25 protein-coding genes are annotated in these 21,302 nt (G+C 63.1%); 9 read left to right on the top strand and 16 right to left on the bottom strand.

Features of this window, described 5'->3' with window-relative positions:
• Window positions 1-122: 122 nt before the first annotated feature.
• The 16 genes from AB1451_12335 to AB1451_12260 all read right to left on the bottom strand — a co-directional run bounded on the left by AB1451_12335 (window position 123) and on the right by AB1451_12260 (window position 13,670).
• Window positions 123-764 carry a CPBP family intramembrane glutamic endopeptidase gene (locus AB1451_12335; GenBank protein MEW6683692.1) on the bottom strand — a complete coding sequence of 214 codons (642 nt, stop codon included), beginning with the start codon at window positions 762-764 and terminating at the stop codon, window positions 123-125.
• A gap of 255 nt (window positions 765-1,019) precedes the next feature.
• Complete coding sequence (locus AB1451_12330; protein ID MEW6683691.1) at window positions 1,020-1,250, bottom strand: SHOCT domain-containing protein; 231 nt, start codon at window positions 1,248-1,250, stop codon at window positions 1,020-1,022.
• Window positions 1,251-1,310: 60 nt separating this feature from the next.
• Window positions 1,311-1,676, bottom strand: a complete 366-nt coding sequence (locus AB1451_12325; protein MEW6683690.1) for a hypothetical protein — start codon at window positions 1,674-1,676, stop codon at window positions 1,311-1,313.
• A 36-nt stretch (window positions 1,677-1,712) separates the two neighbouring features.
• A complete protein-coding gene (locus AB1451_12320) occupies window positions 1,713-2,273 on the bottom strand; it encodes a class I SAM-dependent methyltransferase (GenBank protein MEW6683689.1) in 561 nt (186 codons plus the stop codon).
• Between the two features lie 31 nt (window positions 2,274-2,304).
• Window positions 2,305-3,123 (bottom strand): sterol desaturase family protein, encoded by an 819-nt coding sequence (locus tag AB1451_12315; protein MEW6683688.1) that lies wholly within the window; start codon window positions 3,121-3,123, stop codon window positions 2,305-2,307.
• Between the two features lie 8 nt (window positions 3,124-3,131).
• A complete protein-coding gene (locus AB1451_12310; protein MEW6683687.1) occupies window positions 3,132-3,473 on the bottom strand; it encodes a metalloregulator ArsR/SmtB family transcription factor in 342 nt (113 codons plus the stop codon).
• Between the two features lie 97 nt (window positions 3,474-3,570).
• On the bottom strand, window positions 3,571-4,017 hold the full coding sequence (locus AB1451_12305; GenBank protein ID MEW6683686.1) for a hypothetical protein: 447 nt from the start codon (window positions 4,015-4,017) through the stop codon (window positions 3,571-3,573).
• Window positions 4,018-4,157: 140 nt separating this feature from the next.
• Window positions 4,158-4,733: a GNAT family N-acetyltransferase gene (locus tag AB1451_12300; GenBank protein MEW6683685.1), complete on the bottom strand. Its 576-nt coding sequence runs from the start codon at window positions 4,731-4,733 to the stop codon at window positions 4,158-4,160.
• 49 nt (window positions 4,734-4,782) lie between these two features.
• Window positions 4,783-5,115: a YnfA family protein gene (locus AB1451_12295; GenBank protein ID MEW6683684.1), complete on the bottom strand. Its 333-nt coding sequence runs from the start codon at window positions 5,113-5,115 to the stop codon at window positions 4,783-4,785.
• A gap of 1 nt (window position 5,116) precedes the next feature.
• Window positions 5,117-5,416, bottom strand: coding sequence for a hypothetical protein (locus AB1451_12290; protein ID MEW6683683.1), 300 nt, complete (start codon window positions 5,414-5,416; stop codon window positions 5,117-5,119).
• 146 nt (window positions 5,417-5,562) lie between these two features.
• Window positions 5,563-5,958: a peptide-methionine (R)-S-oxide reductase MsrB gene (msrB, locus tag AB1451_12285; protein ID MEW6683682.1), complete on the bottom strand. Its 396-nt coding sequence runs from the start codon at window positions 5,956-5,958 to the stop codon at window positions 5,563-5,565.
• Window positions 5,955-6,380, bottom strand: coding sequence for a glutaredoxin domain-containing protein (locus AB1451_12280; protein ID MEW6683681.1), 426 nt, complete (start codon window positions 6,378-6,380; stop codon window positions 5,955-5,957). The genes msrB and AB1451_12280 overlap by 4 nt, the downstream gene beginning before the upstream one ends.
• Window positions 6,328-6,663 (bottom strand): AbrB/MazE/SpoVT family DNA-binding domain-containing protein, encoded by a 336-nt coding sequence (locus AB1451_12275; protein MEW6683680.1) that lies wholly within the window; start codon window positions 6,661-6,663, stop codon window positions 6,328-6,330. The genes AB1451_12280 and AB1451_12275 overlap by 53 nt, the downstream gene beginning before the upstream one ends.
• A 121-nt stretch (window positions 6,664-6,784) precedes the next feature.
• Complete coding sequence (locus AB1451_12270; protein MEW6683679.1) at window positions 6,785-8,233, bottom strand: glutamate synthase subunit beta; 1,449 nt, start codon at window positions 8,231-8,233, stop codon at window positions 6,785-6,787.
• Entirely contained in the window at window positions 8,226-12,827 is a 4,602-nt protein-coding gene (gene gltB, locus AB1451_12265; GenBank protein ID MEW6683678.1) for a glutamate synthase large subunit, read from the bottom strand. Before gltB ends, AB1451_12270 begins: the two co-directional genes overlap by 8 nt.
• A 102-nt stretch (window positions 12,828-12,929) precedes the next feature.
• Window positions 12,930-13,670, bottom strand: coding sequence for an NAD-dependent deacylase (locus AB1451_12260; GenBank protein MEW6683677.1), 741 nt, complete (start codon window positions 13,668-13,670; stop codon window positions 12,930-12,932).
• 185 nt (window positions 13,671-13,855) lie between these two features.
• Here AB1451_12260 and AB1451_12255 point away from each other — a divergent pair, with 185 nt between their 5' ends.
• From AB1451_12255 to AB1451_12215, 9 genes are all read left to right on the top strand, one after another.
• A complete protein-coding gene (locus AB1451_12255; protein MEW6683676.1) occupies window positions 13,856-14,056 on the top strand; it encodes a hypothetical protein in 201 nt (66 codons plus the stop codon).
• Window positions 14,057-14,162: 106 nt separating this feature from the next.
• The gene (gene trpE, locus AB1451_12250) at window positions 14,163-15,641 is read left to right on the top strand and encodes an anthranilate synthase component I (GenBank protein MEW6683675.1); all 1,479 of its coding nucleotides are present in this window, start codon (window positions 14,163-14,165) and stop codon (window positions 15,639-15,641) included.
• 67 nt (window positions 15,642-15,708) lie between these two features.
• Window positions 15,709-16,278, top strand: coding sequence for an aminodeoxychorismate/anthranilate synthase component II (locus AB1451_12245; GenBank protein MEW6683674.1), 570 nt, complete (start codon window positions 15,709-15,711; stop codon window positions 16,276-16,278).
• Window positions 16,275-17,294 carry an anthranilate phosphoribosyltransferase gene (trpD, locus tag AB1451_12240; protein ID MEW6683673.1) on the top strand — a complete coding sequence of 340 codons (1,020 nt, stop codon included), beginning with the start codon at window positions 16,275-16,277 and terminating at the stop codon, window positions 17,292-17,294. The genes AB1451_12245 and trpD overlap by 4 nt, the downstream gene beginning before the upstream one ends.
• 168 nt (window positions 17,295-17,462) lie before the next feature.
• A complete protein-coding gene (trpC, locus tag AB1451_12235; GenBank protein MEW6683672.1) occupies window positions 17,463-18,290 on the top strand; it encodes an indole-3-glycerol phosphate synthase TrpC in 828 nt (275 codons plus the stop codon).
• Complete coding sequence (locus tag AB1451_12230; GenBank protein MEW6683671.1) at window positions 18,287-18,904, top strand: phosphoribosylanthranilate isomerase; 618 nt, start codon at window positions 18,287-18,289, stop codon at window positions 18,902-18,904. Before trpC ends, AB1451_12230 begins: the two co-directional genes overlap by 4 nt.
• Window positions 18,861-20,096: a tryptophan synthase subunit beta gene (gene trpB / locus AB1451_12225; GenBank protein ID MEW6683670.1), complete on the top strand. Its 1,236-nt coding sequence runs from the start codon at window positions 18,861-18,863 to the stop codon at window positions 20,094-20,096. Before AB1451_12230 ends, trpB begins: the two co-directional genes overlap by 44 nt.
• On the top strand, window positions 20,093-20,944 hold the full coding sequence (gene trpA, locus AB1451_12220; GenBank protein ID MEW6683669.1) for a tryptophan synthase subunit alpha: 852 nt from the start codon (window positions 20,093-20,095) through the stop codon (window positions 20,942-20,944). The genes trpB and trpA overlap by 4 nt, the downstream gene beginning before the upstream one ends.
• Complete coding sequence (locus tag AB1451_12215; protein ID MEW6683668.1) at window positions 20,941-21,291, top strand: hypothetical protein; 351 nt, start codon at window positions 20,941-20,943, stop codon at window positions 21,289-21,291. Before trpA ends, AB1451_12215 begins: the two co-directional genes overlap by 4 nt.
• The last annotated feature ends 11 nt before the right edge of the window (window positions 21,292-21,302 follow it).

The following is a 21,302-nucleotide window of genomic DNA, read 5'->3' as shown; positions in this document are numbered from 1 at the left end:
CGGAGCAGGCGACACGGGCGCTGTCCGCCGACCAACCCAACGGCCAGTCCCCGGTGCCTACGGCCCGTGGGATTCTTCCGGGATGGATTGATGGTTCGACAAGTCATTTTTTCAGCACCCTGCTAGGACGCAACTCCGCCCGCGGCGCGGATGCTCAGCAAACCGACCAGGTCGATCAAGCCGTGTGTCAAGACCAGCGGCCAGAGCTCGCGCGTGCGCCAATACACGATCGCGAACGCGATACCCAGCGGAAAGACCACCACCGTGGCCAGCGGGCCTTGGTACGCGTGCGCGATGAGCCGGAGCAATGCGCTGGTTCCGACGGCGGAGGCCGCGCCCTGGGGGCTGAGGACCTTCATCACGTACGCGACGGTCAGTGTCTCTTCGAAGATTGGATTGATGATCGACACCAGGAACATCACCGGCAGGCTGATCGAACCCTGGAACGAGATCTGGGTGAAGAGGTCCGCCACCCCGAATGCATTGGCTGCCAGGCCCATCACCAGCCCGTAGAGATAGAACCCGGCAAAGAGAAAGCCGGCCATGCCGAACGTCCGGCGGGTGATCCGCAGATTCAAGTCCGCGCGCCGCCAGCCCCGAACGTACAGAAACACCCCGAGGAGCGTTCCGATCACGACTTCGTACCCGAGGAGCCAGAGCAAGCGAGCATCGTCGAACTCGATACGAGGCTGGATGCCCTGCCGCGCGAGGCCCACGAGGAAGAGCGCGAAGTTGACCCCAAAGGTCGAACCAATGACGATCACGAATTCTGACCTGGGAGACAACTGTCGAAGCTTATCGCACCAAGGCATAGGGGATCGGTCGCAGCCTACTTCACGCCCATGCCCAGGTGCGCGACGTCGGAGTCATCGGCCCGTCACCAAGCGCGATGCGCAGATGATCGCAGCCGTGTACGCATCCGCTACCAGACTCCAAGGCTTTGGGGTGGCGAGCGGGCCGGCTGGAGGAGTGTCTTGATCTGCGTATCGGTGGGTGGTCATAGGATCAATTGCCGGTCGCTACCCCAGATCGCGCTTCTTCTCCTCGTACTCCGCTTTCGAGATCTCTCCACGCACATACCGTTTCTTGAGGATCTCGATCGCTGATTCCTCCGGTCTGCTCCCTGTTCCCAATGCCTTCTGCCCCACCCAGACCACGAGCAAGACGATCCCCGCGATGACGAGAATCCAGAAGGCGAGGTAAAAGACCATCCCGATACCCATGTCCCAGCCCATGATCCCGCGATCCATCGTGATCTCCTTTAAAGGTCGCTTTCCTTGATCCAACGGGCAAGGTCCGCTCGGATTCGCTCAGCTTTCCATCATCTCAAGGCGCGGCTCGAACTCGTGGCCGCACTGGGTGCAGCGCACGCAGTCGCGTTCCATCGTGACTTCATTCATGGGGAGGGCCATGCCGCCGCAATCAGGGCAGGGTCGGGCATGGGGGAGGTCCTGGTCCAATGTTTCGTAGTGCGCGCCGTGGAGACAATAGACCGGCTTTCCGTCGAACGCCCAGGCGCGCCCGGCGCGGTCAACGACCGGCAAGGCGATATAGTGGTGCGCCGCATAGTCCTCTATTTCTTTCCGCGTCACGAGCCCATCCTTGATCAACTTGCCCGTGGTCGCCTCATAGAGGCCGTTGTTCTTGACGATGACTTTGGTCGGTCCGATTTCCATGGCAATCCTCCGATAATCTGTGAAAGCTGATCAGCATCACTCTACGGGTCTCTTTTTCGCGGCGCTCATCGCGATGAAGGCGGCCCAGCCCGAGCGCGCACGAGCCCCCCACGACTCGGTATCTCTAAACATTCCTTTGAGTCTACGCCAGAACGCCCAGAGACTGGAGCGGTTCAACTCGCCGATCACGAGACGCCCGTTCGGTTGCAGGGCCCGCTCGGCTTCTCGGACGGCGTGATCGGGGTTTTGCACGAAGCACAGGGACGTGACCGCAACCGTCAGGTCGAACGTCCCGGTACGGACCGGAAGCGCCTCGGCGGACCCACACACGAGACGTGCTGGTAGTCCGTCGCGCCGGAGCTTTTCGCGCGCGACCGCCAGCATGTCGAGCGCGGGGTCGACTCCTACCACCCACGCGCCGCGCCGGCTCAATTCGATCGTATAGATCCCGGTCCCACAACCAAGATCAATCACGCGTTCCTTAGGCGCGATCTGAGCGAGGTGCAGGATCGCTTCGGATTCGAGTGCAAGCGCAAGCGACCCCAACGCCGTGCGGTACCATGCGTCGTAGCGAGATGCGAGCTGATCAAAGTCCATGGGATCGCCCGCGCCCTCCTCCTCCCTCCTGTTATCGACGCCCGCCGAGCGGGTAGGCGCCGGTTCCGCCTCGGAACGGAAGCACCAGCGACCCGACAAGCGTGAGTTCGCGGGGATTCCGAAACTGCTCAAGCCCCAAGGGCATGTCGACTTGAGATTTGGCGGGATCCGGCCGATAGGTACCGAGCAAGCGATCCCACCAGGGCAAGCTGAATCCGAAATTGCTGTTGGTTTCGTCCCGGAGCACGGAATGGTGGATCCGGTGCATGTCGGGCGTCACCACGATCCATCGCAGCGCCCGGTCGAGTCTCCTGGGCATTCGGACGTTGCTGTGGTTGAACATCGACGTGGCGTTGAGCACCACCTCGAAAGTCAGTACCGCCATTGGCGGCGCGCCGATCAGGGCGATGGCCGCCAGTTTGATCACCATGGAAAGAACGATTTCGATCGGGTGAAAGCGCGCGCCGGTGGTAACATCCACATCCAGATCGGCGTGGTGCATCATGTGGAGCCGCCACAAGATCGGCACCGCGTGAAACACCACGTGCTGCAGGTACAGCGCGAAATCCATGGCCACCAGGGCGGCGAGGACCCTGAGCCCGGCGGGCCACTCGACGAGGTTCAATACCCCCCATTGGTTCTGCGCGGCCAGGACCGCCGCGCCCACGGCCGTGGTTGAAAAGAGCAGGTGCGCCGTGAGCGTGTTGAGGAGCACGATCGAAAGATTGGTCGGCCAGCGCTTCATCCGGGCGGCTGTCAGAGGCCGCCGCGGCGCCATCAACTCCCACACCGCCATGAGGGCGAAAATGCCAAAGAAACTCGCCAACCGAATCAGAGGCTCGTGAGACATGATGCGAATCAACCCCTGCGTTGCTTCAACAACCGTTGGCGGTCATCAAGGACCTCGAAGAGCAACTCGCGCATGAGGTCAAAAGCCTGCAAGATCTTGGGGCGCGTAAGTCGGTAGAACACGGTGTTGCCTTGACGCCGGGCGGCCACGACGCCTTTCTGGCGAAGCACGGTCATGTGTTGGGAGAGGTTGGCCTTTGGGACCTTCAGCACGGCCAGTAGCTCCGTCGCAGAGAGCTCCTTCTCCCGGAGCGTGTTGATAATTTTCAGCCGCTTGGGATTGGCCAGTGTCGAGCAGATGTCGGCGTGAAGCCCGTACACCTGCTCATCGCCTTCGCGGCGGTTTGCCATGGGGACCCATCTTCGGCGTGAGATGTTAACGCCAGCAACCAGTTAGTTTCGATATTTCGAAACTACAGTACTCCGGAGCGAGAGCGCGTGTCAATGCCTAATGATCCACGGCGTGCCGGCCATGCTCCGACACCTGCGCCCGAAACCACCGATGCAGCGCCGTGACGAGGTCCGGATTCGCCGCGGTGTATCGAATCTCCCCGCCGTTCGGCAGCGCCGTAAAGCGAATCTCGATCTCCGAGAAACCGGTCCGTAGCTCTGCCAACCCCGGCATCTCCTCGCCGTGAATGTATGCCGGATCCGAGAAATCGCCGCGGCGAAACTGGTCCGCTTCGTGTTGAAGGTGGGATTGGATGAGGGCGATCTGTTGAGTATTCGCCGGATCCTTCACCGTGACCGTCTGTCGCCCACCGTCATTGAGCCGCTGAAAGACGTGGATCGTTTGCTCCAGGTCGAAGGGCATGACCTGCGCACCACGTGCCGCGACCTGAGCCTGGCGGGTACAGCCCAGTGACGTACCGAGGCCAAGCGTGACGATCAGCACGATGATTGCGCTTAACTCCGGAGTTCTGGCGGGAAGTCGGGAGGATATTCTAAGAGTTGAACCCTTCGACGATTGCACCAAAGTCAACAAGTCAAGCCTGACCCTGATCGTACGTGTGACCCCGATCGTACGGGTGTACGTCATTTTCGCCGTGATCGGAGAGATCGGGAGAAGCGTTTGCCGGTTCGTTCGGATAGGCGTTTCGGTCCTCCCTTCGCGCAACCCAGCAACGGCTCCATCGCTTTGTAGGGCGTAGGGCTTCCTTTCCTTACCAGATACCGCTCAAATTCAGCTCCGCCGCAAGCTCCTTTTTCAATGCCGCGCACAACGAAACCGAACCGCTGGAACACAGGGAGGCTGAGTTCACTGGCCTCGGCATGAAAAGTGTGTACGCCCAAAGCGCCCGCGTGGTCAAGTGCGACTTGAAGCAGTCTCGTGCCGATGCCCTGTCTTGCGCGGTCGGCCCGTACGTACAGTGAAGCGACGTGGCCGGTTGCATCCACGCCGCAAAAGCCGAGAATTCCCGAGTCATCTTCCATCACGATTGTTTGTGGCTCGAGCACGAAGCGCCGGAAGGCCTCGAAATTCTCGGCGAAACTCGCCCACGCGTTGACTTGTTCACCAGAGTACGCCGACGGTGCGAGCGCTTTGACGGAGCCCGCATACAACGCAGCCAACTGGGGGACGTCGTCCTCGGTGGCCTCGCGGATCACCATATGTGTCGATGGCGGCGGAGCCGTGTCAGCGCGTGTCCGCTGACCGTTGTCACGCATGGCTTGGACCGAGCATGATAACGGCCATACCGACGAGGCAGATCGCGACTCCGACCATATCCCACGCGGTGGGACGTTCGGAGTCGATGACCCAGAGCCAGAACACAGCCACCGCAACGTACACACCACCGTATGCGGCGTACACACGGCCGGCTGCCGTCGGATGCAACGACAGTAGCCAGGCGAACAGCGCGAGGCTGCCGGCAGCGGGCAGAAGCAACCACACTGAAGCGCCCTTCTTGAGCCAGAGATACGGTAGATAGCAGCCCACGATCTCCGCAACGGCGGTCACAACAAACAGTCCGAGGGTCTTGGCGATAAACACGTCAGGTACGCGCTGCGTGGAAATCGGCGGCTTTTGCCACGGCTTCCGGAAGTGCCCCGCCGATCTCTGCCTGGATGAACGGCTTCACGCCATCGGGGCCCGTCATCTGGAGCCAGATTGGGCCGCCACCTGACTCGACGTGGACTCCAAACGAAAAGAACGGGCAACACAGCTTCTCGTTCTGGATGAATTCGGCGGTCGTCATCAGGAGTCCCTTCTGGTTGGGAAGCTGAAACGCATAACCGTTTGCCAGTTCTCGGATTGCCTCGGCGGCGCTAAATACTTCCTTGGTAACGGCCATGTGCCGCTTTCTGCTCGCTGGCGGAAGAGCCGTCATCTTACAGAAGAATGCCGTTGGCTCGCGATCAGGCATCGCCGTTGTCGCTAATCACGCCGTACCCAGTAGCCATGTCTTCGGTGCCGAATCAACGCCGTTTTTTTTTGAAGTTAGGGTTTGGTCTTCTTCAGCGCCGCCGAATTGATGCAGTACCGCAGGCCCGTGGGCTTGGGTCCGTCGGGGAAGACGTGGCCCAGGTGGGCGTCGCAGCGGCTGCAAAGCACTTCGGTGCGGCGCATGAAGAAGCTGGAGTCGTCTTCGGTGCTGATGGCCTCGGGGGACATGGGTTGATAGAAGCTGGGCCAGCCGGTACCCGAGTCGAACTTGGTGTCGGAGCTGAACAGGGGGTTGCCGCAGCACACGCACGTGTACGTGCCGGGTTCTTTGGAGTCGTGGTACTCGCCGGTGAACGCCCGCTCCGTGCCCTTTTTGCGGGTGACATGATATTGCTCGGGCGTGAGTTGGGCTTTCCATTCCGCGTCGGATTTCTCGATCTTCTCGGTCATCTCGGTTCTCCCGCATGGACCATCAGCGCATCGCGCGTGGCCTGATGAAACCCAAAGAGCAGTCGGTCGTTGAGCTCGAACAGGGGATAGCGGATCAGGTCCGGGTTGCGAAGTTGGACGATGAAGATCTGTTCCGCTGTCAACATGCGTCCGTCCTCGGGTAGCCCCACCTTGAGGGCGCCTTTGGCAGCGTACAGGTCGTGAATTCCAGCGGATGTTTTGGCTGCGAGCGCCACCAGTTCGTCTCGCGACAGAGGCTTTTGAAAGATCTCGCGGAAGGTGAACGCGAATTTGCGTTCGGTCAACCACTGTTTCGCGTCGGAGCACATCGGACATCCTTGTCGGCCGTAAACCACCACGAGCGCTGTTTCAGCGACGCCATGACTTGGGCGGTGCTTGGTTCCAGTCGCGTCGTCCTTCATTGATGAGTTCTCGGGTAATGAACGTTCCTGCAGCGCGTCCGATTTCTTCTCGGAGCTTCCTGAACTCGACGACGAGTTCCGACCAGTCCGTTTCCCTGATGTTACGGGAATCGATGCCTTTCGCAATCCCCTTGAGCGACTTCAGCGGGACCCGGGGGACCAAGCGAATGGTGTGCCCGAGCGTGAGCACGTAGAACCGCTGTCCAGGTTTTACCCCAAGTTTTTCCCTCACGGACTTGGGGATCGTGATCTGAAACTTGGATGTCATCGTCGTGGACTGCATGGGTAGCGCTCCTCAAGATCCGCGTGCCATCATTTCGTATCGGTCCACGTTGCGTCAAGGGGCAAATCCCCCTATCCCCCCTTCGACAAAGGGGGGATAGGGGGATTTTGTGATGGAGAACCTAACGTCCAGCCAGGACTTTGGCTTTGAGGTACCGTTCAATACCTGCCGCGGCTTTGCGGCCTTCGGCAATGGCCCAGACGATGAGCGAGGCGCCGCGTTTCGCGTCGCCGGCAGCGAACACGCCGTCCACGTTGGTCATGTAATCGGCGTTGACGGCCACGTTGCCGCGGGGATCGAGGTTGACACCGAGGTCGGTGAGCAGGCCGGGTTTTTCCGGGCCGGTGAAACCCATGGCGAGCAAGACGAGATCCACGTTCAACTCGAACGCTGAGTCGGGGACTTCCACCATCTTGGTTTTGCCTTGGGCGTCTTTCTCGAATTCGACGCGGACCGCGTGCAGCTTCTCCACCCGGCCGTTGCGACCCGAGAACTTGGTGGTGGACACGCTCCACTCGCGTTTGCAGCCTTCTTCGTGCGCGTGCGAGGACCGCAACTGCATGGGCCAGTAGGGCCACGGCGTGGACGCGGCGCGATGAGGAGGGGGTTCGGGCAGCAGCTCGAACTGGTAGACCTCGGTGGCGCCCTGGCGATGGCAGGTGCCCAGGCAGTCCGATCCGGTGTCGCCGCCGCCGATGATCACCACGCGTTTGCCTTCGGCCGTGATCCGCTCGTTGGCCGGGGGCGGCGGGTCACCCGCGTTGATCTTGTTCTGCTGCGTGAGGTAGTCCATCGCAAAGTGGACGCCTCCCAGCTCGCGCCCCGGGACCTTGAGATCGCGCGGCACCGTGGCGCCGATCGCGAGCAGGACCGCGTCGTAGTGCCTGCGAATCTCAGCGACGGAGATGTCGCGCCCCACGTCCACGCTGGTCTTGAACTCCACGCCTTCGGCGGTCATCTGGTCCAGGCGCCGGTCAATGACCCACTTCTCCATCTTGAAGTCGGGGATGCCGTAGCGCAGCAGGCCGCCGATGCGGTCCGCCTTCTCGAATACGGTCACCTTGTGACCTGCGCGGCGGAGTTGCTGGGCCGCGGCCAGGCCGGCGGGGCCTGAGCCGATGACCGCGACACGAAAGCCGGTTTCAACCACCGGCGGAATCGGCGACACCCAGCCCTCGTCGAATCCCTTGTCCACGATGTTCCACTCGATCACGCGGATCGACACGGGATCGTCGATGATCCCCAATACGCACGCGGACTCGCAGGGCGCGGGGCACAGCCTGCCGGTGAATTCCGGAAAATTGTTGGTGGTGTGGAGGGCCTTGAGCGCGTCGCGCCAGCGGCCGCGGTGGACCAAGTCGTTCCACTCCGGGATCAGGTTCTCCACCGGGCAGCCGGTGTTGCCCTGGCAGAACGGCACGCCGCAGTCCATGCAGCGCGAGCCCTGGTTTCGCAGGATCTCCTCCGAGACCGGCTGGTAAAACTCCTTCCAGTCGTGGACGCGCTCCTCCACCGGCCGGCGCTTGGGGCCTTCGCGTTTGACCTTGAGAAATCCGCGGATGTCAGCCATGAACGGCCGCGGCTTTCTGCGAGGACTGCTTCTGGGCCGCGACCTTGCGGGCTTCAATGACCTTGCGGTACTCGATGGGCATGATCTTCACGAACTTCGGCAGGAAGTCGTCCCACCGATCGAGCACGGTTTTGGCTTTTTTGCTTCCGGTGTAGCCTGCGTGACGGGTGATCAACTCCTTGAGCAAGGATTGGTCTTCAACCTCTCGTACGGGTTCGAGCTCCACCATGCCCAGGTTGCAGCGCTGCTCGAACTTGCCGTCTTCGTTCAACACGAACGCGATGCCGCCGCTCATGCCGCCCGCAAAGTTGCGGCCGGTCTTGCCCAGCACCACCACCACGCCCCCGGTCATGTATTCGCACCCGTGGTCCCCCACGCCCTCGATCACCGCGTGTGCGCCCGAGTTGCGGACCGCGAAGCGCTCACCCGCCATACCGTAAAAAAACCCTTCGCCGGACGTGGCGCCGTACAGCACGGTGTTGCCGATCAAAATCGTGTCCTCGGGGACAAAGGTCGATCCTTTGGGGGGATACGCGACGATCCGGCCCCCGGACAGGCCTTTGCCGAGGTAGTCGTTGGACTCGCCCTCCAGCGTGAGCGTGACGCCCTTGGCCAAAAAGGCCCCGAATGATTGGCCCGCGGTTCCCGTGAACTTGATGCGAATCGTGTCCGGGGGCAGGCCTTCCGCGCCGTAACGTTTGGCGATCTGATAGGAGAGCATCGCGCCGACGGTGCGGTTCACGTTGCGGATCGGCAAGGCCAACTCCACGGGCTCGCCGCCTTCCAGCGCCGGCCTGGCTCGCTCGATCAGCGCGTGATCCAACACGTTGTCGATGCCGTGGTCCTGGGACTCCACGCAGTGGATCGGCACGGCGTCGTCCGCGTCGGCCTTGACCAACAACGGCGCGAGGTCCAGGCCCTTGGCTTTCCAGTGGTCCACGGCGCGGTGCACCTTGAGTTTGTCCACGCGTCCCACCATGTCCGCGAGCCTGCGAAATCCGAGCTGCGCCATCAATTCGCGGACTTCCTGCGCCACGAAGAAGAAATAGTTGACCACGTGTTCGGGCTGTCCCGCGAACTTGGCGCGCAGCACCGGATCATGGGTGGCGATGCCCACCGGACAGGTGTTGAGGTGGCACTTGCGCATCATGATGCAGCCCTCGACGATCAGGGGTGCGGTGGAGAACCCGAATTCTTCCGCCCCCAACAGTGCGGCAATCACCACGTCGCGCCCGGTCTTGAGCTGGCCGTCGGTTTCCACCCGCACGCGGCCTCGCAGGTTGTTTTTGACCAGGGTCTGCTGCGTTTCAGCCAGGCCGATCTCCCACGGAATCCCCGCGTATTTGATCGAGGCGAGCGGCGAGGCGCCGGTGCCGCCCGAATCCCCGCTGATGAGGATCTTGTCCGCGTGCGCCTTGGCCACGCCGGCCGCCACCGTGCCCACGCCCACTTCCGCGACCAGTTTGACCGACACCGCGGCCTCGGGGTTGGCGTTCTTCAGGTCGAAGATCAACTGCGCCAGGTCCTCGATGCTGTAGATGTCGTGGTGCGGGGGCGGAGAGATCAATTGCACGCCCGGCGTGGCGAACCGCAGTCGGGCGATGGTCTCGTCCACTTTGTGCCCGGGGAGCTGGCCGCCTTCACCGGGCTTGGCGCCTTGCGCCATCTTGATCTGCAGTTCCTTGGCATTGGCCAGGTAGTGGATCGTCACCCCGAATCGGGCCGATGCCACCTGTTTGATCGCGCTGTTCTTGGAGTCGCCGTTCGGCAGGGGGATGAAGCGCTCCGGGTCTTCGCCGCCCTCGCCGGTGTTGCTCTTGGCGCCGATCCGGTTCATGGCCAATGCCAGCGTCTCGTGCGCTTCCTTGCTGATGGCCCCGAACGACATGGCGCCGGTGGTGAACCGTTTGACGATCTCGGAGGCGGGCTCCACCTCCTCGATCGGGATCGGCGCGCCGGTGCGAAGCTCCAGCAAGCCCCGGAGATTCGACCGCACCTTGGATTCGTCGTTGACGAGGTTCGCAAACTCCTTGTACGAGGCATAGGAGTTGGTCTTCGTCGCTTGCTGCAACGTGGCAATGGTGAGCGGGTTCCAGTTGTGGTGTTCGCCCTGGATCCGGTAGTGGTACTCGCTGCCGAAATCGAGCTGATGGAGCGCGGCGGGCGCATAGGCTTCGCGGTGGCGCCGTAACACCTCCTCGGCGATTTCGCGCAACCCGATGCCCTGAATGCTGGAGGCCGTGCCGCTGAAGTAGTGGTCGATGACGTCGCTGTTGAGGCCGACCGCTTCGAAAATCTGCGCCCCGCAGTAGCTCTGAACCGTGGAGATCCCCATCTTGGAAAAGACCTTGAGCAGGCCTTTGTTGATGGCTTTGATGTATTTGGACTCGGCCGTGGCCGCGTCGATGCCCTCGGGGAGGTAGGCCTCGCGCGTCATGTCCACCAGGGTTTCGAACGCCAAATACGGGTTGACCGTGCCGGCGCCGTACCCGATCAAACACGCAAAATGGTGGATCTCGCGCGCTTCGCCCGTCTCCACGATGAGCCCCACCTCGGCGCGGAGCGACTCGCGGATCAAATGGTGGTGCACCGCGGAAATCGCGAGCAGGCTGGGGATCGGCGCCCACTCGGCGTTCACACCGCGGTCGCTCAAGATCAGGAACTTGTACCCGTCGCGGATTGCGTCCGCAGCCTGCCCGCACAGCTCTTCGACCGCGCCGGCGAGCCCTTCCGGCCCCTCGGCGACCCGGAACAGCATCTTGAGCGTGCGGCTCTTGAAGTCGGGATCAGCGATCGAGCGGATCTTCTCTAGATCGAAATTGGTCAGGATTGGCTGTTGGACCTTGATCCTCCGGCACGTCTCGGGGGTTTCGCCCAGGAGGTTGGGTTTGGGACCGATGTTGGTGACCAATGACATCACCAGTGCTTCGCGGATCGGGTCGATCGGCGGGTTGGTGACCTGGGCGAAGAGCTGCTTGAAGTACTTGAACAGCAGTTGCGGGCGCTGGGACAGCACCGCAAGCGGCGTGTCCGTGCCCATGGACCCCACGGCCTCCTCGCCGTTGACCACCATCGGCGTGACGACCATCTTCAACTCTTCGATGGTGTACCCGAACGCTTGCTGGCGCTGGCGCAGCGTGGCATGGTCGGGCTGCGGCACGCTGATGGGTTGGGGCAATTCGTCGAGCGAGATCCGGTGCGTGGCCACCCACTGGCGATACGGCTTGCGCGACGCGATGTCGGCCTTGATCTCCTCGTCGTCGATGAGGCGACCCTCGACCGTATCGACCAGGAACATTTTGCCGGGCTGCAAGCGGCCTTTGGCCCGGACTTCCTGGGGCGCGAACGTCAACACCCCGGCTTCGGACGCCATGACCGCGAGCCCGTCGTGCGTGACCATCCAGCGTGCCGGGCGCAGGCCGTTGCGGTCGAGCGTGCCGCCGATCAGCCGTCCGTCGGTGAACGCCACGGCAGCCGGGCCGTCCCACGGCTCCATGATCGCGGCGTGGTATTCGTAGAACCCGCGCCGTTCGAGGTCCATCTGGGGGTTGCCGACCCAGGCCTCGGGGATGAGCATCATCATCGCGTGCGGCAGCGAGCGGCCGCCCATCAATAAAAATTCCAGCGCGTTGTCGAAACAGGCCGAGTCGCTCTGGCGTTCGTAGATGATCGGGAACAGTTTTTGGAGGTCGTCGCCGAAGAGGTCGGACTGCAGGCGCCCCTGGCGCGCGCGCATCCAGTTCACGTTGCCCTTGAGCGTGTTGATCTCGCCGTTGTGGCAGATGTACCGATACGGGTGCGCCAGCGGCCAGGTGGGGAACGTGTTGGTCGAGAATCGCGAGTGGACCAACGCGAGCGCGGTGGTGAGCGAGCCGTCGGCCAGGTCTTGGTAGAACTTGGGCAATTGTTCGGGCAGCAGCAATCCCTTGTAGACGATCGTGCGGCACGACATGCTGGGGAGGTAACACTCCTCACGCCCCGGAATGGCCGAGGCGCGGATCGCGCGTTCGATCCGCTTACGAATCACGTAGAGCTTGCGCTCGAAGTCGGTTTCGTTGAGAATGTCCCGGGCAATGAAGACCTGGCGGATGACCGGCATGGACTGCCGCGCCAACCATCCCAGTTCGGACTCTTTTACCGGGACGTCGCGCCAGCCGAGAAGGCGCTGACCCTCTTCACCGATCACTTGTTGGATCACCTGCTCGCAGAGCCGGCGGCCCTGGGCGTCGCGAGGAAGAAAGACCATGCCGACGCCGTATTCCTGGGCGCGCGGAAGCGCAAACCCAGAGTGCGACGCCACGCGGGCGAAAAAGTCGTGCGGCATCTGAAGCAAGATGCCCGCGCCATCCCCGGTGCAGGGGTCGCATCCTTGCGCCCCGCGGTGCTTGAGGTTGCTGAGGACTTCGAGCGCCTTCACCACAATGTCGTGGGATTTCTGGCCCTTGATGCTGGCCACGAACCCGATCCCGCAGGCATCGCGTTCGTTCGCGGGGTTATACAAGCCCGAGGGCGGGGGCAACCCCGCGAACGAATCGGGTTGAGAGAAGTCCCCCGCGCGGGAGGAGCGCGTGTTTGACGTGTTATCGGTATCCATTGGAAGCCTGCCTGCGGCTGGACGAACCACCCGGAGGGTCTTAAAAACGTACTGGAATTTGCCTCGCGCTGTCAAGAGACTCTCCTGCTATTGACTCTCCTGCTATGACGAGGGGTTAGGGCTGAGCCCCAGGGCTTCGAACACGCGCGTCGCTCGCTCGGGGAAGACCAGATCCGCGAGCGACGTGGTGGGGGTAGAGTCGGGGTTGATTTCCACCACGGTCGCACCCGCGGATTTGGCCACCTGAGCCAACGAGGCGGCGGGTTGGACCAGTCCGGAAGTCCCGATCACCAGAAACACGTCGGCGCTGCGGCTCATCTCCACGCTGCGCTGAAAATCATACGGATCGACCGCCTCGCCGAACCACACGATGTGCGGCCGCACCAGAGCTCCGCACCGCCCGCAGCGCGGCGGGATCACGGCCAGCGGGACCTCGGTGTTGGCGGCGATCAGCGCGCAGTTCGTGCAGCGCACTTTCCAGATGTTTCCGTGTACCTCGATGAGCTCGCGGCTGCCGGCCAGGCCGTGGAGCCCGTCCACGTTTTGGGTGATGACCGTGACGCGCTGGCGGCGCTCCAGTGCGACCAACCCCAAATGGGCCGCGTTGGGTCTGGCACGAGCCACGATACCGCGTCGCCAATCGTACCAGCGCCACACCAGCTCGGGGTCGCGCGAGAAGGCTTCTGGCGTGGCGAGGTCCTCGGCGCGATAGTTATTCCACAGCCCTTCCGGACCCCGGAAAGTAGGAATGCCGCTTTCCGCCGAAATTCCGGCTCCGGTCAACGCCGTAACGAGGGACGCTCTTCCCAGTAAATTCCGAAGGTTGTCGATCGCCGAGTCCACGTGAGACGATTCCCTGGTGCCGATTCCCTGGCTAAAGTCGATCGACTCTTCTTGCTCTTTTCGCTCTTTACAGAAATTTATTATAAAGGGAACGCGCTCGACTGGGAATATCTTTTTGCACCCTTCGGTCAATTAGGTTGGCGGATCAACCACGCAATGCGCCACCGAACGCCGGGAGGGCAGGTATGTGTGAACACATTGACGTGAACGGAGGTTCGGCCACCCAGATGCGGGTGGTGGTGCCAAGATCGCTCTACAACGAGCTCGCGGCCACGCTGTCTCAGGGCGAGCTCAACGACGCGGTCGTGGATTCGCTCAAAGAAACTCTCCGCAAGCTTCGCTTCAAACGCGACCTCGAACGCGTCGTTCAGCGCCGGGAGTCCTGAAGGTCCCACGGGTCCCGTCCATCGGCGGTATACCGCCGATGGGTTGACAAGCCTTTCCGCGGCGTGTTAACGTGCTGTTCCCAGCCGCGAATAGGCGTGTCACAACGTGTATCATCCCCCCTTTGAAGAATTCACCGCAACGGCCCGTCGCGGCAATTTGATCCCGATCTACAAGGAGATCCTGGCGGATCTCGAGACGCCGGTCTCCGCCTTCCTCAAGATCGACGACGGCCGCTACTCGTATCTCTTGGAAAGCGTCGAGGGAGGCGAGCAGTGGGCGCGGTATTCGTTCTTGGGCAGCCGGCCCACGGTGATTGTGGAGGCGCGGGGGTCGCGCGTCGAAATCCGACGGGGGGAACGCCTCGAAGTGATCGAGACCGCTGATCCGCTCCGGGCGGTCGAAAAAGTGATGGCGGACTATACGCCGGTGGCGGTGCCTGGGTTACCGCGGTTTTTCGGCGGCGCAGTGGGATACATCGGCTACGACGTGGCGCCGCGAGGGTTCGAAGGGCTGGCCATGCGGCCGAAACCCACGCTCGGGCTGCCGGACCTGTGCTTGTTGATCACGGACACCCTGGTGATCTTCGACCGCGTGGCGCAGCGGATCAAGGTGGTGTCCAATGCCCATGTCACGGGGCGTCCGCTTCGCGAGGTCTACGACGAGTCGGTGGCGAAGATCGACGCGTTGATCGCCGCGCTGCGGCGGCCTCTGCCGTCCCCGCTCCCGGCCGCGAGGCAAGGGACGGCGCCGCCGTTGGCGTCGAACGTCACCAAACCCGAGTTCGTGGGCATGGTGCGGCGCGCCAAGGAATACATCGCGGCGGGGGACGTGTTTCAGGTCGTGTTGTCGCAACGCTTCCACGCGCCGGTGACGTCCAGTCCTGTGGATTTGTATCGCGCGTTGCGCGTGATCAATCCGTCGCCGTACATGTACCTGCTGCGGTTGGGTTCGCTGGCAGTCGTGGGGTCATCGCCGGAGGTGTTGGTTCGCTGCGAAGAGGGCGTGGTGGGGGTTCGGCCGATCGCGGGCACGCGCCGGCGGGGTCGCGACCAAGACGAGGACGCGCTCCTGGCTCGCGACCTGGCCGCGGACGAGAAGGAGCGGGCGGAGCACCTGATGTTGGTCGATCTGGGCCGAAACGACGTGGGGCGGGTGGTCAAGACGGGCAGCGTACGCGTCGATGACTTCATGGTGGTCGAACGATACTCGCACGTAATGCACCTGGTGTCGCACGTGCGCGGGGACTTAGCCCCGGGCAAGACGCCGTATGACGTGTTGCGCGCGTGTTTTCCTGCCGGCACGCTTTCGGGCGCGCCCAAAATCCGCGCGATGGAGATCATCGACGAACTGGAGCCCACGGGCCGCGGGTTGTACGGGGGCGCGATCGGCTACATCAGCTTTTCCGGGAATCTCGACACGTGTATCGCCATCCGGACGATCGTGTTGGATCAAGGGCTCGCGTACATTCAGGCCGGCGCGGGCATCGTGGCGGACTCGAATCCCGATGCCGAGTACGAGGAGACCGTGAACAAGGCGAAAGCCATGCTCGCGGCGATTGAAATGGCGGAGAGGGGACTGGAATAAAGAATGTTCAAGGGTTCAAGCGTTCAGATTGTTCAATTGAACCCTTGAACCCTTGAACCCTTGAACCATGCTGTTAGTAATCGACAACTACGATTCGTTCACGTATAACCTGGTGCAATACCTGGGTGAACTGGGCGAGACGATCGAGGTTCACCGCAACGACGCGCTCACGCTCGACGAGATCGCGGCCAAGCGGCCGGCGCGGATCGTCATTTCGCCGGGGCCGTGTACGCCCAACGAAGCGGGGATTTCGGTCGATTTGATCAGGCGCTTCGCGGGCAAGATTCCGATCCTGGGCGTGTGTCTGGGGCATCAGTCCATCGGGGCGGCGTTTGGAGGGGACGTGATCCGCGCGGACCGGTTGATGCACGGCAAGACCTCGATGATCCACCACGACGGCAAGACCATCTACGCGGGGCTCGCCAATCCCTTCGAAGCCACGCGGTACCACTCGTTGATCGTCAAACGCGAGACGTTGCCGGCGTGTCTGGAAGTGAGCGCCGAGACCAAGGAGGGGGAGATCATGGGGCTGCGGCATCGCGAGTTTGCGGTGGAGGGGGTTCAGTTCCACCCCGAGTCGATCCTGACGCGCGTGGGGAAGGACCTGCTCAGGAACTTTCTGAGGTTGCGGGTGTGATCAAAGAGGCCATTGCCAAGGTCGCGGACGGGACTTCCCTCACGGAGGCCGAATCCGAAGACGTGATGCGGGAAATCATGGAGGGCGGCGCCACGCCGGCCCAGATCGCGGCCTATCTGACCGCGCTGCGCATGAAGGGCGAGACGGTCGACGAGGTGGTGGGCGCGGTGCGGGTGATGCGGGAGAAGGCGATCAGGATCCGCGTGGACGATCCCCTGGTCGTAGACACCTGCGGGACCGGCGGCGACCGCAAAGGCACCTTCAACATCTCGACCACCACCGCGTTCGTGGTGGCGGGGGCGGGGGTTACCGTGGCCAAACACGGCAATCGGGCCGCATCCTCCAAAAGCGGCAGCGCGGATGTGTTGCGCGCGCTGGGCGTGAACATCGACCTCCCGCCGCCGGCGGTGGAGGACTGCGTGAATCAAATCGGAATCGGGTTTCTGTTCGCGCCGTTGTTTCACGGCGCGATGAAACACGCCGTGGCCCCGCGCCAAGAGATCGGCATTCGCACCATGTTCAATATTTTGGGGCCGTTGACCAACCCTGCGGGGGCGTCCATCCAGATCTTGGGCGTCTACGCCGACCCGCTGGCTGATCTGATGGCGCAAGTGCTGATCAGACTCGGAGCGCGACACTGTTTCGTGGTCCACGGGGAAGACGGACTCGATGAGATTTCGATTTCCGCGCCCACCCGGTTTTGCGAAGGGAAAGAAGGACGGATCAGTTGCTACCACCTTGATCCTCGCGACCTCGGCATGTCGCTGGCGCCGCTGAAGGCGATCGCGGGCGGAGGGCCGGAAGACAACGCGAAAATTCTGCTCGCTATTCTGGGAGGCGCTCCCGGACCGAGGCGCGACATCGTCCTGCTCAACGCGGCGCCCCCGCTGGTGGCCTGCGGCAAGGCCAAGGACTTTGCGGAAGGGGTCGTCCTGGCGGCCAAATCCATCGACACGGGCGCGGCGATGGAAAAGCTGGAACGCCTCAAACAACGGACCAAATCGGCCTGTCCATGAAGGGTCATCTGCTGCGTTGCCGCTGCGCTTCCGGTTGCTTCGCCACGCCCAAACCGCGTTCTCACGTAAGGGCTCATTGGCGGTACTCCGTCCGGTTCTCGCGGCGCCTTGCATCTGACGCCTTCCTGAACAGGCCGCGATTTGGGTGTGCTCGTACACGGTTCCGGAATGTCGTTCCTTTCTGAAATTCTTCGTTCCAAGCGCAGCGAGGTGGCGGCCCGCAAGGGGGCGATCCGGCTGGCGGCCCTGAAGGCCCGGATCGCGGACCTGGAGCCCGCGCGGGGATTCGAAACCGCGCTCGCGCGTCCGGAGGGCTCGGCGCTTCGGCTGATCGCGGAGATCAAAAAGGCGTCGCCGTCCAAGGGATTGATCCGGGACGATTTCGATCCGGTGCGGATCGCGAAAACCTACGCGACCGCTGGGGCTCACGCGCTGTCGGTGCTGACCGACCGCCGGTTTTTTCAGGGCGATCTCGCCTATCTGGCGTTGGTGCGCGAGGCCGTGTTGCTGCCGATCCTGGAAAAAGATTTCGTCATCGACGAGTTTCAGGTCTACGAGGCGCGCGCGCTGGGCGCCGACGCGGTGCTCCTGATCGCGGCGGCGTTGGAACCGGGCCAACTCCGCGAGTACGCGCAGCTCGCGCGGGAGGTGGGGCTGGCGGCGCTGGTGGAGGTGCACAACGAGGCCGAGTTGGAGCAGGTGGTGGAGACGGCCGCGCTGATCGGGATCAATAACCGCGATCTCGCGACGTTCGACACCGATCTGGCCACGACGGAGCGGGTGCTGCGCCATGTGCCCGATGATCGGATCGTGGTGAGCGAAAGCGGTATTCTGGGCCGGAAGGACGTTGAGCGGCTCACGGCGCTGGAAATCGACGCCGTGTTGATCGGAGAGACCTTCATGCGGGCGCCGCTCATCGAAGACAAGGTCCGCGAACTCATGGGCGATTCCTCGCCGTCCCGGACGGCCGCCGGGAGGATGGCGGAACGGCGATGACGGTGCGGGTAAAGATCTGCGGCTTGACCACGCTGGAAGACGCCATGGCCGCGGTGGAGGCCGGGGCCGACGCGGTGGGGTTCGTGTTGTACAAGGAGAGTCCCCGGTGCATCTCCGTGGAGCAGGCGCAGGAGATCATCAAGCAGCTCCCGCCGTTCGTGACCACGGTGGGTCTCTTCGTGAACCAGCCCACGCACTGGGTGCGGGTGATGGCCGAGCGCTGCGGGGTGGATGCATTCCAATTCCAGGGCGACGAGACGCCGGAGTATTGCGAGGCATTCCGTCAGCGCGCCATCAAGGCCATTCGCGTTCAGGACGGCGCCAGCCTCAATCGGATGGCCGAGTACCGCGTCCGGGCCTTTGTGCTGGACGCGTATTGCGAGGGCGAGTACGGCGGCACGGGACAGCGGTTCGACTGGGACCTGGCCGTGCCGGCGAAGGCGTACGGCCGGATCATCTTGGCGGGAGGACTCACGCCGGACAACGTGGCCGAGGCGGTCCGCCGCGTCCAGCCGTTTGCCGTGGACGTGTCCAGCGGGGTCGAAGGGTCGGTAAAGGGCACCAAGGACCATGGGAAAATCCGCGCGTTTATCCAAGCTGCCAAAGGGACGTAGTTCACGCGTCCCCGACGCGGCGGGCCACTTCGGCGCGTACGGCGGCCGGTTCGTGCCCGAGACGCTGATTCCGGCGTTGGATGAACTGGTGCGCGAGTACGCGAAGGCCAGAACGGACCGACGGTTTCGCGCGGAGCTGGACGGCCTGCTCGCCGAGTTCGTGGGGCGGCCCACGCCGTTGTATTTTGCCGAGCGGCTGAGCAAGACGCTGGGCAGGGCCAGGATCTATCTCAAACGCGAGGACCTCTGCCACACCGGCGCGCACAAGATCAACAACACGATCGGCCAGGCGCTGCTCGCCAAACGCATGGGCAAACGCCGTGTCATTGCCGAGACCGGCGCGGGCCAGCACGGCGTGGCCACGGCCACGGCCGCGGCGTTGCTGGGCTTGTCCTGCGACGTGTACATGGGCACCGAAGACATGGCGCGCCAATCGCTCAACGTGTTCCGTATGCGGCTGTTGGGCGCCAACGTCGTTCCGGTGGACGCCGGAAGCCGCACGCTCAAGGACGCGATCAACGAAGCCCTGCGCGACTGGACCACCAACGTGCGAACCACGCACTACATCTTGGGTTCGGTGTTGGGCCCCCACCCGTATCCGATGATGGTGCGGGATTTTCAGGCGGTCATCGGGCGTGAAGCCAGGCGGCAGATCGTGCGCCAGGAGGGCCGGGTGCCGGATCTCTTGGTGGCGTGCGTGGGAGGGGGGAGCAATGCCATCGGCCTGTTTTCCGCGTTCCTGCGTGATCGCCGCGTGCGGATGATCGGGGTGGAGGCGGCCGGCCTGGGCGTGTCCACGGGCCAGCACGCGGCGCGATTCGCCGGCGGACGCATCGGGGTGTTCCAAGGCACCAAGACCGTGCTGCTCCAGGACGACGATGGGCAGATTCAGACCACCCACTCCGTGTCCGCCGGGTTGGACTATTCCGCGGTGGGACCGGAGCACGCGTGGTATCGCGACCTGGGCCGGATCGAATACGCGTCCGTGACCGACAAAGAGGCGCTCGAGGCATTCGATCGCTTGGGCCGCACCGAGGGGATCATCCCCGCGTTGGAGTCCGCGCACGCGATTGCGCACCTCGCAGTCCTGGCGCCTCGTATGGGGAAACGGGATATTGTAATCGTCAACCTGTCGGGGCGAGGAGACAAAGACGTGCAGCACGTGGCGCAGATCAGGGGGATCGCGTTGTGACCCGCTCCGACAACCGCATCGACCGGACCTTCGCCCGACTGCGTGAACGCGGCGAGAAGGCGCTGATTCCGTACGTGATGCTGGGCGACCCTGACCTCACCACAACCGAGGAGTGGGCGCGCGCGGCCGTCTCGGCCGGTGCCGATCTGCTGGAGATCGGCATCCCATTTTCAGATCCGCTGGCGGACGGCCCCGTGCTCCAGCGGTCCGCGGAACGGGCCCTGACCCAGAAGGTGCGGTTGGCGGACGCGATCACGCTGGTTCGTCGCCTGCGCGCGACGGTCCAGATCCCGCTGTTGTTCATGACCTACTACAATCTGGTGTTCCAGTACGGCGACGAGCGGTTGGCCCGCGACGCGGCAGCAGCGGGTGTTGACGGCTTGATCGTGCCCGATCTGCCGCCGGAAGAAGCTGGGGCGCTCGAGTCGGCCACCCGGGCGGACGGATTGCACCTGATCTATCTGATCGCGCCCACCACGCCGTCGGCCCGCATCAAATTCATTGCACAGCGGGGCGGAGGATTCTTATACTATGTGTCGCTTACCGGGATCACCGGCGCCAAGCTGCCTGCGCTGGACCAGGTGGAGCAAGGGGTGGCCAGGATCAGGCGCGCGACCGATCTGCCGGTGGCGGTGGGATTCGGCGTGTCCACGCCCGAGGAAGCGGGGCGGATCGCGGGAGTGGCCGACGGCGTGATCGTGGCGTCCGCCCTGATCAAGCGGCTCCAAGCGCAACCCGACGCGCGTCGCCGTCGTGAGGAGTTGATGACGTACCTGGCGTCACTGAAGGCCGCGCTTTCGCCGTCGCAGGTGTCCGTCGCAGGGGGATCGGCAGGGGGATCGGAATGACGCTTCAACCGCTTCGAAAAACGCTGGTGCTTATCCTCGTCGCGCTGCCGCTTGCCTGCGGCGGGTCTGGAATCGCGAACATGAAGAAAGGCACCAAGGTCACGGTGTCCGGTGAGATCGACAACATCATCCACACCGAATTGCCGTATGAGAAAGAAATGTTGTCGGTCACCGCGGTGGGCTTCACGTCGGGCCAGAGCATCGCGCTGATCGGGCTGCACCCCGGCCTCAACAAGGGAAAACGGATCAAAGTGCAGGCCGAGTTCTTCGAAAACATTCGCGGGACCGACGTGTTCCGTGCGATCCAGATCAGCACCGAAGCACCCACCGAACCGCGTTCACCGTAATGGGGCGACCC

This window comes from Nitrospirota bacterium (genome assembly GCA_040757335.1).
GTDB lineage: Bacteria > Nitrospirota > Nitrospiria > 2-01-FULL-66-17 > 2-01-FULL-66-17 > JBFLXB01.
Note: the sequence above shows the minus strand (reverse complement) of the source record. Positions and strands in the feature narration are given on the sequence as shown.